This is a genomic window from Nostoc sp. C96 (assembly GCF_059384975.1).
This window is the reverse complement of record NZ_CM182020.1, coordinates 5,217,098-5,232,129: the sequence shown is the minus strand read 5'-3', so window position 1 is coordinate 5,232,129 and position 15,032 is coordinate 5,217,098. Positions and strand designations below refer to the sequence as shown.

Sequence of the window (15,032 nt, the reverse complement as noted above, 5' to 3'; positions counted from 1 at the left end):
AATACCGTTAGCGATCGCACTAGTACCACTTTGCGGAATTCAAAATTCAATGTGCTGATAATTATGAGCTTTTAATTGATTTTGAATTGTATTTATTTATATTTCCGCATTTTTAACCTACACTCCCAATCATTTGCCCACATAATAAATTTTTACTGCTGAATATGTGAGTCTTCCATCAATGGAGATTAACGACTCAATAATTCAGCAGTGGTGACGTACTAGATTTGTTTACCTAAGCGATCGCCATAAACTAGATTTTATCAGGGGCTATGCTACTCTTAGCAGACTATCAGGTGCAAACTGGCGCATCTGTCACCTGAGCTACTTGATTATCGGGAAAGCGTTTTGGTCTTCCAGGTTTACGTTTATGGCGTTGATTGATAGATTTCTCGCTGGCGGCTGCTAATTCTTCTGGGGTACATTTGAACAAACGTAAAGCTTCTAGATATTTTTTAGGTGTCATTGTTGGTTCAGTACGCCCAGCTTCCCAGTTACGCACACTGGTTTCACTAATTGCAAGCCTGAAGGCTACTTCTGCACGGCTAAGTCCAGCACGCTCTCTCAGGACTTGCATATCCATAGTTTCATGCTCCTCTTAAAAATAATTTTGAATTTATTTATTAAATCGATTGGCGTTTAAGCCAATTACAAAGAATTGAATTTATTAACTATCTTATTTTATAAGCGATCGCTAAACCTCTAGCAAACGAGGTATAACATTCATAATATATAGAGTTTAAATATACAAAGAATCTCAGCCTGAAGTTGAAATAGGAAAATTGGCGATGCGTCGTTTGAAAATAATAATCTGATCACCGACAATCGGATTTCGGGCGATTAATTTATCTTGAGAATCAACAATTTGTAAATGACTAAAATTTAGTTCTTGAGAACGTTGTAATATTTCCGCTGCTAGTTTATTTTGTTGAGATTCTTTAAGGGTATACCAATCGTTATTAATTTTAATAATTAGATTGCTAGTGCGAAAATTAGCTTGAATTGACTGTATCAGACCAGAAGCGAAGCGATCGCTAATTTCTGCTACTTGATTTTCAATAGCCGCAATCAAAATTTGTTCTGGCGTTAATACGACTGCGGGTGTTGGCGTTGGTTCTGGTGTAGGAGTTACTTCCGGTGCCGGTTCTGGTGTAGTTTCTGCTTTCGGTTCCGGTTCCGGTGTGGGAGTTACTTCCGGTTCTGGTGTCGGTGTGAGAGTTACTTCTGCTTTCGGTTCCGGTGTAGGTTCTGCTGACGGTTCTGGTTCCGGTGTAGTTAACTCTGGTGGAAGCGTTGGCGTAGGTACAGGAATCTCTTCAACTGGGGGAATTGTGGCTATCTCCGTCGGTTTACTAGTAAAGACGCTAGAAGTTGTCCAAATCAAAACCACAGTAATTCCAGCAATAATTCCTGTCAAAGCTGTGTCTGATAACTGTCGGGAGAAATTTGCTGGTAAGAAAGACCGAATTCCAGCTAATAGTCTACGCCAGATTAGCTGTAACTGCTGCCAAACACCCGCAGTTTCGCCTGTTACAGATGACTCATCCTCCAGTTTCACCACGGCTGTTTCTAAAACCCCAATTGTCCCCCGCAGAATTCGGATAATAGCCGCCTTCCATATCGGTGGCTCTCTCTGGTAGGGTTCTTGAGGAGAAGGGGGTTGTGAATTCTGATTGTCTTGTGACATGGAACTTTCACCAAAAGCAGTACATGAGACTACTGCTGTCTCTTCTGCCCTAATGTATCACTTCATTGCACTTGGCTTCGGTTAAACTGACTATTTATTGAATTTGGTGAGTTATGAACTGGAAACGCCGTCAATTTTTATTCTTAGGAAGCTTGGGAGCCATTGGTACAGGAATTCTCGGCTGGAAATTAGTTCGTCAAAATAGCTATACTGATAATTCTGTAGCAATAGCAGGTAAACCAGCGAAAAAAGACTTACTATTGCGTTTTGTTTCTGTGGCAGATACGGGAACTGGTGCAAAAGGACAATATGCTGTAGCGGAGGCAATGAATTTTTATCACAAGCAAAATCCATACAATTTAGTAGTTTTAGCTGGCGATAATATTTATAACAACGGCGAAATCGAAAAAATTGGTGCAGTATTTGAACGTCCTTATCAACCTTTACTAAAAAAAGGTGTCAAGTTTCAAGCTTGTTTAGGTAATCACGATATTCGGACTGCTAACGGTGAATTACAACTGAAATATCCTGGCTTTAATATGCAGGGAAAACGCTACTATACATTTCGCCGTAATCAAGTGCAGTTTTTTGCTTTAGATACTAACAATAATGCTGATTGGAAAAAACAACTACCTTGGTTAGAATTAGAATTGAGCCGCAGTGATGCACCTTGGAAAGTTGTATTTGGTCATCATCCAATTTACGCTTCTGGTGTTTATGGTAGTAACCCAGCTTTTATTCAGGCTTTTACACCTTTGTTTCAAAAATACGGGGTGCAACTTTATATTAATGGTCATGAACACCATTATGAACGTACTAAGTCGATTAATGGCACAACTTACTTAGTTACTGGCGGTGGTGCTGGAACTCGTCCTGTAGGTCGTTCTGAGTGGACTGAGTATTCTGCTTCTAGCTTGAGTTTTGCAGTTTATGAAGTGTATCCAGATAGAATAGAAGTAAATGCGATCGCTACTGATAAGCGTGTTTTTGATCAGGGGATTATTCCGATTAAAACTGTCTAATCAAAGCAGTTAATATTATTGCGACTTTTAATGCAGGATAAATTAACAGGGAAGGTTCGAGAAAAATATCAATATTCTTCCCTGCTATTTTTTGATATTAGTTTTGTAGCTCTTTTCCTTTTTAGGGATAAAGTTTAGGCATATTTGCTTTTAAATAAAATGGTACATTGACACTTTGAATATTTTCTTGTTTTTTGATAGATGTATCTAGATATTTTGCATTATGCAAATTTTGAGTTTTTTCTTGGTTGTCAGTAATATTAGTTGAGACATTCATAGCATTTTCTAATTCTAATTTTGCAGCCATAAATTGACTCTGCTCTTTTATTAAACGGCTGTAAGTTCTTTGCGGAATAAAGTGGAGTGGATTATAGCCAACAAAACGCAAAATTAATACACAAGCCCAAGAATATCTACCCTCACTAATAGCTTCGATTACTTGTTCTAATTGTTCATGAGTAATCAAACTGTGAAAGTTTTTTTGAGAAGAAGGCATCTGGTAGTTCATGGCTAACCCTGTAATGGTGATTAACGAGAAGTTAGTAAGGAGATTCTGTCTGGATTTTGACGTTGTCTGAGTTGCGGGAAATTCAGATTAAAAAGCCAGATTTTATATCAGAATTTTGCCTAATGAATAGTTACCTACTACACAGAATACTCTTTAATTTGTTGTAAATTGAGCCAATTTGGCATTTTTTCTGAGAGACAATACCAAATTGGGTAGGTAATTCTTAGCGCAGTCTTTTGTCTTGGGATTTCTGCTTGATGTAGTTAACAAATAAGTTTTTTTACTCAATGCTTGAGTTTGCTTTGCATTATTCATACCAGAGCTAGAAGGCAAAGATGGAAAGGCTCATCTAGCATAAAAGAGATAACAAGGGAAATATACCTCTAACACCCTACAAATAAAATTGCCATTGTTGAGGAGATAAAAATGAGGTTGTAACCTACTAGAGTGGTGGAATTCATTATGAATGAATTGCTGCAAGCTGTGCTGAACAGTGAGGAAAAAGCTGCGTTACAGGAATTGATATTTTCATTAACTGTTTCAGGTAAACAATATTTTTTGAGAAATGAAATTCTGCAAGTGTTTGCAGATTATTGTCATAACTCCCAAAAGCCTGCTTATTTTTACTACTCTTCCTTTATTGGGAAACTCATTCACTATACCCATGAAATAATTTGGTCAGAGGATAATGCTTGGTTTGTCATCCGACCCAAGATTGCTAGTCAAGAAGTCTGGCGGTTGAATGCTGACTTGAGTGAGTGTGAATTGATGATACCCCAGGCTTATTTAGATGAGTGCGATCGCTTAGTGAATCGCTACCAACCCCATATCCTGGAAATTGACCTCGCGCCATTTTACGCAGATTCTCCCTCTATTGATGACCCCAGAAATATTGGTCAAGGTCTAGCCTTTCTCAATCATTACCTGTGCGATCAGTTGGTAAATGATCCACAACATTGGTTAGAAGTATTGTTTCAAGCATTGCGGCGAGTGCAATATGATGGAAGACGCTTGTTAATTGGCGATCGCATTTCTTCCGGTAGAGAATTCGCCAAACAAATCAAGCAAGCAATCAAGTTTTTAAGTGACAAACCAGCTAAGGAACCCTACGAGAAATTTCACTTTCACCTCCAAGACCTCGGTTTAGAACCAGGATGGGGAAACACAGCAGCGCGAGTTAGTGAAACGCTATCATTACTTGATCGGCTGATTGATACTCCCCAACCTGCCATTTTAGAAGCATTTGTGGCGCGTGTTCCTGTGGTTTTTCGCGTCGTCTTGATTTCTATTCATGGTTGGGTAGGACAACAAGATGTGATGGGACGCGATGAAACATTAGGTCAAGTCGTCTATGTGCTGGAACAAGCACGCAGCTTAGAAAACAAACTCCGCGAAGAAATCGCACTCGCTGGACTTGATGTATTAGGTATTCAACCCCATGTAATCATTCTGACTCGACTGATTCCCCATTGTGAAGGTACATCCTGCGGACTACGCCTGGAGAAAGTTGAAGATACAGAAAATGCTTGGATTTTACGCGTTCCTTTTGGCGAATTTAATCCAGAGATTACTAATAATTGGATTTCTAAATTTGAGATTTGGCCTTATTTAGAAAGGTTTACTAATGATGCGGAAAAAGAACTACTAACTTTATTTAAAGGTCGTCCCAATTTAATTATTGGTAATTATAGTGATGGGAATTTAGTTGCATCCCTTTTATCTCGTCGGTTAAAAGTTACTCAATGCAATATTGCTCATTCTTTAGAAAAGCCCAAATATTTATTTAGTAACTTATATTGGCATAACTTAGAAGAAAAATATCATTTCTCGGCACAATTCACTGCTGATTTAATTAGTATGAATGCTGCCGATTTTATTATTACATCATCTTATCAAGAAATTGTCGGTACACCCGACGGAATGGGACAGTATGAATCTTATAAATGTTTTACAATGCCTGAGCTATATCATGTAGTTGACGGCATTGACTTATTCAGCCCTAAATTTAACTTAGTACCGCCGGGAGTTAATCAAAAAATCTTCTTTCCATACACCCAAAAAGAAAATAGGGATATTCAGCAAAGTAAACAAGTTGAAGACTTACTATTTAACCGCCAAGACGCTCAAATATTAGGTAATTTAGACAATCTAAACAAGTTACCTATTTTTGCTGTAGCTACTCTATCATCTATTAAAAATCTCACTGGTTTAGCAGAATGCTTTGGTCAAAGTCAGGCACTACAAAAACGGTGTAATTTAATTTTATTAACAAGTAAATTGCATCCAGAAGAAGCGGCTAATTCAGAAGAGGCGGCAGAAATTCAAAAGCTACATGACATTATTAATCAATATCATCTACAAAATCAGATTCGCTGGTTGGGAATGCGTATTCCTAGTGGAGATATTGGCGAAGCCTATCGTGTGATTGCCGATCGCCGAGGAATTTATGTACATTTTGCTCGGTTTGAATCTTTTGGTAGAAGCATTTTAGAAGCGATGATTTCTGGTTTACCAACTTTTGCAACTCAATTTGGGGGAGCTTTAGAAATTATTGAAAATCAAGAAGATGGCTTTATTATTAACCCGACTGATTTAGAAGGAACAGCACAGAAAATTCTCAGCTTCCTGGATGAATGTGAAAATCATCCCCAACATTGGCAGGAAGTTTCTGAATGGATGATTCAGCGCATTATTAATAAATACAATTGGTCATCACACACCAGCCAATTATTATTAATGGCAAAAATGTTTAGCTTCTGGAACTTTGTCGCGCCAGAAAATAATGAAGCACGCGATCGCTATATGGAAAGCTTGTTCCATCTCATCTTTAAACCCAGAGCAGAAAAGATTTTAGAACAACATATACACAAGTAAAAGTAACCAATTTTTGAACTATCTAAATCCAAAACTAAACCTCGCATTTGGAATTTAGCTTAACAATGGATATAAAAACTATTACTGATAATTTTATCTATACAGACTGGACGTTAACTGAAACCCAGTTTGACCCCGAACAAATACATTCTAGAGAAACTATTTTCACAATTGGCAATGGTTATTTAGGCACACGCGGTAGTTTTGAAAGAGACTATCCGCGTGAATTACCAGCTACTTTTATCCACGGTGTCTATGATGATGTCCCTGTGGTATACACAGAACTCGCCAACTGTCCTGATTGGCTACCAATGGTAGTGATGATTGATGGCGATCGCTTCCGCCTCAACGAAGGCGAAATTACCCATTACGAGCGAGTGCTGGATGTGCGCCACGGACTTCTCAGCCGTTCTTTACGTTGGCGCACTCCCACCGGAAAAACCATAGATATTCACTTTGAACGTTTTGCTAGTCTGGCAGATCAGCATATTGTGGCACAACGCTGTGAGTTAACGCCGCTAGATTTTGACGGCTTAATTGAAGTGCAAGGCAGCATCAATGGTTATCCTGAAAATCAAGGCTTCAATCATTGGGTAGATTTAGACCAAGGTAAAACTGAGCAAGGTATTTGGTTTCAAAGTCGTACTCGTAGTTCTCGAATTACGATTGGTATGGCAGCCAAAATGACTGTATCAGGAACGGAAGCATCTATCCAAGTTAATACTGCGCCTGGTTATCCCTCCTTAAATACGACATTTCTCGCCAAATCACAGCAAACTGTGACAGTAGAAAAAATCGTCACCGTGTTTACCTCACGGGAAATTGAGACACCAGTCAAAGCAGCGCAAGAAAAACTTGCTCAAACTTCCGACTACCAAACCCTACGCAATGACCATACTCAAGCTTGGGATGCAGCTTGGCAGCAGAGTGATATTTTGCTAGAAGGTGATAATACAGCGGCTTTTGCGATTCGTTACAATATTTTTCAGCTGTTAATTGCTGCGCCTCGATATGACGATAAAGTAAGTATTCCCGCCAAAACGCTTTCTGGATTTGGCTATCGGGGTCATGTTTTTTGGGATACAGAAATTTTTATTCTGCCATTTTTTACATTTACCCAACCTGCGATCGCTCGTAACTTACTAACTTACCGCTACCACACTTTACCAGGAGCTAGACGTAAAGCTTTGCATTCTGGCTATAAAGGCGCAATGTACGCCTGGGAAAGTGCTGATACTGGCGATGAAGTTACACCGCGCTGGTCACTTCCCAATGATTTTTATGGTGAAGATGTACGAATTTGGTGTCGCGATCGCGAAATTCATATTAGTGCAGATATTACCTACGCTGTTTGGTATTACTGGTTAGCGACGGGTGATGATGAGTGGCTGCGCGATCGCGGTGCAGAGATTGTTTTAGATACCGCTATTTTTTGGGGTAGTCGAGTTGAGTATAATTCCGAACAAAATCGCTACGAAATTCGCGCAGTGATTGGAGCCGATGAATATCACGAATTGGTTCACAATAACACCTTCACCAACCGGATGGTGCAATGGCATTTAGAAAAAGCCTTATTTATTGATAATTGGCTACAACAAAATTTCCCCGAACACGCGGCGGAATTAGCCAAGCAACTGCAAATTACATCTGAAGTGCGATCGCATTGGCAAGATATCATTGCTAAAATCTGGATTCCCTACGATCCAGAAACCGGATTAATTGAGCAGTTTGAGGGATTTTTCCAACTCCAAGATATTAACTTAGACGAATACGAACCTCGCCACCGTTCCATCCAAGCAATTCTAGGCATTGAAGAAGGCAACAAGCGGCAAATTTTGAAGCAGCCAGATGTATTAATGCTGCTGTATTTAATGCGAGAATCGGCGGATTTTCCCTACAACCCAAAATCCTTACAAGCAAATTGGGACTACTACGCACCGCGCACAGATATTACCTATGGTTCGTCTCTCGGCCCAGCAATTCACGCCATCCTCGCCGCAGATGTAGGGGAATCGGCTAGAGCCTACAAACGGTTTATGCAAGCCGCAATGGTCGATTTAGAGGATAGCCGAGGTAACACCAACGATGGAATTCACGGCGCTAGTGCCGGCGGTGTATGGCAAGCAGCGATTTTTGGCTTTGGTGGAATTCAGTTAACGGAGAATGGCCCCGTAGCTAACCCCCATTTACCTTCTCACTGGACACGCCTCAAATTTAAACTCCACTGGCGTGGTAAATGGCATGAATTCGATTTGCAACCACAACAAAAAACAATGGAAAAATTGACCCAATCTCCAACCTCCGACATTCGCGGAGTAATTTTTGACCTTGATGGTGTGCTGACTGATACAGCAGAATACCATTATCAAGCGTGGCAAAGGTTAGCTGATGAAGAAGGTATACCTTTTAATCGCCAAGCAAATGAAGCCTTGCGAGGGGTATCTCGCCGGGAATCTTTAATGTTGATTATTGGCGATCGCAAATATTCCGAAGCGCAAATCCAAGAAATGATGGAGCGTAAAAATGGCTACTATGTAGAACTGATTCACCATGTAACACCGAAAGATTTATTGCCAGGTGCGATCGCACTTTTGGACGAATTACGCCAAGCTGGAATTAAAACTGCCATCGGTTCTGCAAGTAAAAATGCTCAGACTGTAGTTGAGTTATTGGGGATTGCTGATAAAGTAGATGCGATCGCAGATGGTTACAGCGTAAAACAACCCAAACCCGCACCTGATTTATTTTTATACGCCGCCAAAGAATTAGGACTGCAACCAGCACAATGTGTAGTCGTCGAAGATGCCGCCGCCGGAGTGGAAGCCGCTTTAGCAGGCGGGATGTGGGCAGTAGGACTAGGGCCAGTGGAACGCGTCGGCGCAGCCGATGTAGTATTACCTAGCCTCGCAGGGGTGAAGTGGGCGGATATTCAAGCGAAATTGAGTGAAAAAGTGCTGAGTACTGAGTGCTGAGAATATATTCTTCCCCCTGCCTTCTGCCCCCTGCCTCCTGCCTTCATTTAGAAACCAACTGCGCGTTTAACGCCTTCGTAATGCGATCGCTGGCAAATTCTAAATGGGCTACTGTGTACATATCTAATGCTGTGCCGAATTGTTGCAGCTTGGTGTTAATTGCTGTTTGCAGTTGGCGTAATTTGTACCAGGCCAGCGTTCGCCCATCTTCTAATTGATCATTTGTATTCAACACCATCTCTAGCAAAATATTCAAATATTCTCGTTGCAAAGAACGACGAATGCTAGAAATGGATTTTGGTTCTTCTGGGGTGAAAACTTCTGTCCAAATGCCTGTTTGCAGCGTGTCAAATAATTCTGGCAGAGAAAGCGCTTGCCCTGGTTGAGATTTTAATTCTACATCTCGCAGACGATTTAAGCGATCGCTATCTAACAGCGATCGTAATATGGCACTTTGAAAATAGAGAATGCGATCGTGAATAGGATAATCAAGACGGCTATGATGTATCGGGCTACCCCAATGTTGCCAGCGTGAAGGTGCAAGTTGATTTAACAATTGCGGTGAGAAACTAAAAGCATCTTCAGCAAAGACATATTCTTGCAGCTTCGCTAATGCTTGACGTTGTTGCGTTAGTGAAACGGGTACAAAAGCCCAAGAATTATCATCACCAGCATGAAGCCGTCGGAATGATTGCCCACCAATATACTGAGAAAGTAAGCTGGCATTGCGAAAATAATATCTCAACACTCGATTAAATAAAACCCGCAAGCTACTATAGCTTTCACCCTTGGGTAAATAACCCTCATCCAGACGTTGCCACATTACACGGGCGTTATCCATTTGCCATTGAGAGTACACTAAAACATCACTACTCATATCCCAGAGATTTGCTAGTGGGTTGATGTCGTGGGTATCTTCATCAGTTGCGTAAGATAATTCTGGTTGCGGCGATGCTAAAGCAATTTCTTCTAAAAAGCTTTTTTCTGCTTCCGGCGTGACTCCCTCATCGGCTACATCAGGATTTTTTTTGTAACCGTATTCAATTGCCCATTCATCATAAGGGCCAATAACACTAGGAAAATACTCACCTTGCGGCACTCCTTGAGGGGCAATATTCACAGGTAAATAATCCATCACCGAACCCGCTAAACCTTTGGTATGGGTAATTTCTGTGTTATTTAATTCTTGCGGCGCTAACATAGTGCTGCCATGAAAATTGTGCCGCAAACCGAGAGTATGTCCAACTTCGTGGGCAATGACAGAACGCAAATATTGATGCACATACTCCTTCATCGTTTCACTATTGGGTTTAGTATTTTGCAGCAGTGATAATGCTAACGCCCCCATAGCAACTTGTTCTGTAGATTCTGCACCATAGCAAATCTCCGAAGTAGATATGGCTTGTAAATGGGTGTAGGGTAAAAAACTTTCTTCCCCCTGCCCCCTGCCCCCTACCCCCTGCCCCTCTGCCCCTCTGCTCCTCTGCCCCCTGCCTTCTGCCTGACACATCGACGAAGCCTCTATCAGTGCATGATATTCTTGCTGAATTGAGCGCACCATATTGGCATCAACAATAATGTCTGCATCTAAGATTTCGCCGGTGAGTGGGTTAACCCGCATTGGCCCTCTAGCAAAACCAGCATCTAAAGAATTGAACCAGCGAATAGTGTTGTAGCGCACATCTGCGGGATGCCAATCAGCATCATCTGGCATTTGTCGCACTTCAATGGCATTTTGAAATCCAGCTTTGGCAAATGCTTGATTCCACATCAAAACGCCTTCTTGAATGGCATTTCTGTATATAGGTGGAACAGCATTTTCAATCCAAAATACAATCGGCTTTTTTGGTGGAGATAAAGGTGCGGTGGGGTCGGATGGTTCTAAATGCCAGCGATTAATGTACCTAACAAATGGTTCTTGAAGGTTATTATCTGAGAAATCTTGAAAAGCAGTAATAAAATAACCTACTCTGTCATCAGCAACTCTCGGAATATAACCGTTGTTTTCTTGTAATTGCGAAAAACTATAATGCACCTTCAGGCTAAAGGCGCGACTATCGGGTAATGTAATGAGATTTGCGCCTTCTGGAGAAGAGAAACCATAATTTGCATCAATCTCTACGTTTTGCGGAAAGCTGTTAACATTGCCAAAATAAGATTTACTACTTTCTAAGCGGTAATCTGCCTGTAATGAGTATTTTAATAAAGGAGTTAACCCCGAAAAATCCTGCATGAGCAGTTCTTCTAGGTTAATGATAAGATTTTTACTACGTGGATCAATACTATCTATTGCTACAGAATAAAGCACCGAATCGCTAAATGAACGAGCCAGCGATCGCTCTTCTGCTTCCCCTGATTTTATCCGAAATTTGACGTTCTGAATCACAAAATGCAAATTGTTATTCACGCGGCGAAAATAGAAGAGAAAATCAGCTAGAGGTAATCCGCTATAAATTCCACTTTCCCCCAGACCAGATTCTAAAGTAACTGTGGCGAGATAACTTTTATTTAGCTGTTTTGGATTGATTTCTAAATAAACTTTGCCTGATTCTTCTTGACTATAAAGTGTAAATAGCCCTGCTTGTTTAATGACACCTTTAACTGTTTCCCGATAACGGCGCAGTTCTTGTTTTTTAGTCTCCCCAAAATTATTAGCAACCGCTAAGTTTTCAACTACTGGAATTGGGTTTAACTGCTGAACATCAGGTTCTGTCAGTTGATTTGCACTTGCCCAACTATTATTTAGAAAAAAATTGTATAGCAATATTGTACAGATTGCTAATTTTGCGATCCAGTGTCTCATCCTTTAGCTTCTGATTTTGAAGTGGTGATTGTGTCGAGGAAAAACTGTGAGATTAATACGCAGTGAGTCAGCATTTCCAAGACTTCTTCAATACTTAAGGCTGACTTGTTGTGTAAATTAACTGTAGTCAGGCAAAAGATTGTTTTACCTAAAAAGATGAGAAGTCTTGTGATTGGCAGTTAAGCCTTGCCAAGAATTTTTATTGAGCAAATGAAATTAATTGTATCTTAGGATAGATGTTTTATACACCTGTGTATATATGTTTTTTTGAAATATATATTGTAATCCAGGTAGAAGAATGTATGTGTTGTTACAGTCTCTCAACAACAAAATCCCCGACTTTGATAAGAAGTCGGGGATATGAAGCTTTTACTTATATGTAATAGCCTGACTAAATTTTAATTTAAATAAAATTAACCGCAGATGTAGAGGCGGTAGCTTAGGAAAATTTCTTTGTAATACCAAATTGAAGAATGATTGCAACAAATGGATTGCCCAAAAGCTTACCAGTAAGCCCTTTCTCAATCCAAAATCGTCTTGAAAAGTTTGCTCAAGTCGGGGAACCCGCCCACGCAACGCCAGTTGCTTCTCCTAATCGGAGACGCTGCGCGTAGCTTGCTTCCCCGTAGGGGTACAAGTCGGCAGAGCCGGACAGTCGCCTCAAGTCGGGAAACTCGCCCACGGCGCTGTCTCCCCAAAGCACTGGCTCAACTTTCTGTAAAATCTAAAATCCAAAATGGTATAAGATAACCCCCTGGCTGATGAAACCAGGAGTAGTTAACACGATTAAATATACATTTACAATCGCTGGAGTAAATTTAAACCATGAGTATCAGTACCACAGGTATTGAACAAGCCATAATCACTAGCTAATTGTTGCACTTGTTGTGATTCTGTCGGGCTTGGTTTCCAAGGGCTGGGGTTATTATAAGCGTAGAAACTTTCCACACCATCAATACCATGTTCAGCCGCAGCCGCAATTAAATCAAAATGCGATCGCCTGTAACGCGCGGGATGCGCTAAAACAGCTAGTCCACCAGCTTCATGAATCGCCGCAATTACGTTGACTGCTTGATATTCTTTACCTGTGACAGCGCTTTTTTGCAAGTAAGGTTTAATGCTGGAGTGATTTGGCTCAAAGGCGTAAGCTAAAATGTGAACCTCATTATCCAAGAGGTTAGCATTGATTTCTGTACCACTCCATAAATAAGGAATGTTACTGTGAGGATTTTTCCACTTCCAGTCTTCTAACCAAGCTTGCGCTGCTAAATAGCCACCAATATTATGATGGTCAGTAATTGCTAATCCTTTTAAGCCAATAGCGATCGCTTGTTCCATCAATGCACTAGGCTGCAACCTTCCGTCTGAATGAACGGTGTGCATGTGAAAATTAAATACTTTCGGACAGCTTTGGGCATCAAGCTTCTGGAATACTTGTTTTAAAAGTTCGCAAGAAGTCGATGTCCGCGTACAATTCATAACCATACTACCCTCTGCACAAATATACGCAGTTATTCACACACCAAAACGCCACACCTATAGATAAGAAAGAACTAGCACGTATCATTAGTGCCAGCAGGTATTTAATTAGCTTACTCAGCTAAATTTTTCAATATGTTAAGACTACGTTAGCAAATCTCAATGATAATGGGCATGAGTATTTTCGATTGCTTTGATAAGCGCAAGTCAAAAATTTTTCTCAAATATTCAAGTAAATACTGATACAAATTTTCTGGATAAGTGCCTAGGCAATAGGTAATAGTATTGTTGATTCAACAATCAGAAATTTTTTTCAGTTACTCACTCAGAATGTTTCACTATACCACAAGTAAAAAAAACTCTCTTTCCTTTCCATAAATACAGGGAAATAAGGGTATGGGGGTGTAAGGGTATGGGAGTGATAGAAGTTTGATTAAATCGTGACTTTTAGAGTCATTACTCATCACTTTGTTAAAAACCTACACTTGTGAGGAAATAGGCGTGTAGGGGTATAAGGAACATCCTGTGCTTGTTAAGAAAAGGGGAAGAACATCACACCACTGGCAATAAATGAAATAAACACGTCATTACTTGTTCTCACCTACACCCCTACATCTACGTTTAACTAAATAATCCCTCCAGTGTACCTACACCAGGAATTACCTCACCAATTGCAACGGCGGGAATATTTTGTGATGTAAAAAAGGAAATTGTTTGTTCTACTTGCTGAGGCGGTATTAACAGCACAAATCCAATTCCCATATTGAATGTATTAAACATTGCTTCGTCGCTGACTGCACCGACTTCCGCTAACCATTGAAATGTAGCTGGAATTTTCCAACTATTGGGGTTAATTTTAATTGTTTGATTTTTACCTAAACATCTGGGTAAATTTTCTGGTAAACCGCCACCTGTAATATGCGCCATCCCATGAATTTCTATACTAGCTTGACGGGCGGCGAGAACTGGTTTGACATAAATGCGCGTAGGTTTGAGAAAAGCTTCACCAATAGTTTCGCCAGCTAATAAATCTGGGCTATCGCTCCAAGCAAAACCCCCATCACTGACAATCTTGCGGACTAAGCTGATACCATTACTGTGTACCCCAGCACTAGCTAGAGCGATCGCTACATCTCCCACTTGTACCTGGGAACCATCCAACATCTGACTTTTTTCGACGATTCCCACACAAAACCCAGCCAAGTCATATTCCCCAACTTGGTAAAAACCAGGCATTTCCGCCGTTTCTCCGCCTAACAAGGCACAACCAGCCAATTTACAGCCAGAAGCTATCCCTGCGACTACCTGTGTCAACTGCTCTTTATCTAATTTACCTGTGGCGACATAATCTAAAAAAAACAGGGGTTCTGCACCAGATGTCAGCACATCATTCACGCACATAGCGACTAAATCAATCCCCACACTATCGTGGCGATTAAGAATTTGGGCGATTTTTAGCTTTGTACCTACGCCATCTGTTCCTGAAACCAGCACAGGTTCTTTGTAACCTGTGGGTAGTTGAAAGCAACCACCAAAACCACCTAATCCACCTATAACTTCTGGCCTAAAGGTGCTATGAACCAAATTGCGAATTTGATCGACAAAGGCTCTACCAGCCTCAACATCAACCCCTGCATCCCGATAATCCATAAGAGTTAGTTAATAGTCAATGGTCAATGGTCAATAG

At 40.6% G+C, this 15,032-nt stretch carries 9 protein-coding genes; 3 read left to right on the top strand and 6 right to left on the bottom strand.

What is annotated here, in order from left to right:
• Window positions 1-292 precede the first annotated feature (292 nt).
• Together AC504W_RS22345 and AC504W_RS22340 are read right to left on the bottom strand one after the other, a co-directional pair.
• On the bottom strand, window positions 293-583 hold the full coding sequence (locus AC504W_RS22345; protein ID WP_096580074.1) for a helix-turn-helix domain-containing protein: 291 nt from the start codon (window positions 581-583) through the stop codon (window positions 293-295).
• A 174-nt stretch (window positions 584-757) separates the two neighbouring features.
• Complete coding sequence (locus AC504W_RS22340; protein ID WP_494874411.1) at window positions 758-1,687, bottom strand: hypothetical protein; 930 nt, start codon at window positions 1,685-1,687, stop codon at window positions 758-760.
• Window positions 1,688-1,800: 113 nt separating this feature from the next.
• On the opposite strand from AC504W_RS22340, the gene AC504W_RS22335 reads away from it, so the two are divergent.
• Window positions 1,801-2,709: a metallophosphoesterase family protein gene (locus AC504W_RS22335; RefSeq protein ID WP_494874410.1), complete on the top strand. Its 909-nt coding sequence runs from the start codon at window positions 1,801-1,803 to the stop codon at window positions 2,707-2,709.
• Window positions 2,710-2,830: 121 nt separating this feature from the next.
• On the opposite strand, the gene AC504W_RS22330 is transcribed toward AC504W_RS22335, so the two are convergent.
• A complete protein-coding gene (locus AC504W_RS22330) occupies window positions 2,831-3,217 on the bottom strand; it encodes a HetP family heterocyst commitment protein (RefSeq protein ID WP_494874409.1) in 387 nt (128 codons plus the stop codon).
• 462 nt (window positions 3,218-3,679) lie between these two features.
• Here AC504W_RS22330 and AC504W_RS22325 point away from each other — a divergent pair, with 462 nt between their 5' ends.
• Complete coding sequence (locus AC504W_RS22325) at window positions 3,680-6,091, top strand: sucrose synthase (RefSeq protein WP_494874408.1); 2,412 nt, start codon at window positions 3,680-3,682, stop codon at window positions 6,089-6,091.
• Window positions 6,092-6,156: 65 nt separating this feature from the next.
• Window positions 6,157-9,063, top strand: coding sequence for a beta-phosphoglucomutase (gene pgmB, locus AC504W_RS22320; protein ID WP_494874407.1), 2,907 nt, complete (start codon window positions 6,157-6,159; stop codon window positions 9,061-9,063).
• A gap of 43 nt (window positions 9,064-9,106) precedes the next feature.
• Here pgmB and AC504W_RS22315 read toward each other — a convergent pair whose 3' ends face one another.
• The 3 genes from AC504W_RS22315 to purM all read right to left on the bottom strand — a co-directional run bounded on the left by AC504W_RS22315 (window position 9,107) and on the right by purM (window position 14,995).
• Entirely contained in the window at window positions 9,107-11,866 is a 2,760-nt protein-coding gene (locus AC504W_RS22315) for a zinc-dependent metalloprotease (protein WP_494874406.1), read from the bottom strand.
• Between the two features lie 798 nt (window positions 11,867-12,664).
• Window positions 12,665-13,351 (bottom strand): PHP domain-containing protein, encoded by a 687-nt coding sequence (locus AC504W_RS22310; RefSeq protein WP_494874404.1) that lies wholly within the window; start codon window positions 13,349-13,351, stop codon window positions 12,665-12,667.
• A gap of 615 nt (window positions 13,352-13,966) precedes the next feature.
• A complete protein-coding gene (gene purM, locus AC504W_RS22305; protein ID WP_494874403.1) occupies window positions 13,967-14,995 on the bottom strand; it encodes a phosphoribosylformylglycinamidine cyclo-ligase in 1,029 nt (342 codons plus the stop codon).
• Window positions 14,996-15,032: the final 37 nt, after the last annotated feature.

Coding starts and splice junctions, on each gene's coding strand:
- AC504W_RS22345 (WP_096580074.1), bottom strand. CDS start 583: ATGGATATGCAAGTCCTGAGAGAGCGTGCTGGACTTAGCCGTGCAGAA.
- AC504W_RS22340 (WP_494874411.1), bottom strand. CDS start 1,687: ATGTCACAAGACAATCAGAATTCACAACCCCCTTCTCCTCAAGAACCC.
- AC504W_RS22335 (WP_494874410.1), top strand. CDS start 1,801: ATGAACTGGAAACGCCGTCAATTTTTATTCTTAGGAAGCTTGGGAGCC.
- AC504W_RS22330 (WP_494874409.1), bottom strand. CDS start 3,217: ATGAACTACCAGATGCCTTCTTCTCAAAAAAACTTTCACAGTTTGATT.
- AC504W_RS22325 (WP_494874408.1), top strand. CDS start 3,680: ATGAATGAATTGCTGCAAGCTGTGCTGAACAGTGAGGAAAAAGCTGCG.
- pgmB (WP_494874407.1), top strand. CDS start 6,157: ATGGATATAAAAACTATTACTGATAATTTTATCTATACAGACTGGACG.
- AC504W_RS22315 (WP_494874406.1), bottom strand. CDS start 11,866: ATGAGACACTGGATCGCAAAATTAGCAATCTGTACAATATTGCTATAC.
- AC504W_RS22310 (WP_494874404.1), bottom strand. CDS start 13,351: ATGGTTATGAATTGTACGCGGACATCGACTTCTTGCGAACTTTTAAAA.
- purM (WP_494874403.1), bottom strand. CDS start 14,995: ATGGATTATCGGGATGCAGGGGTTGATGTTGAGGCTGGTAGAGCCTTT.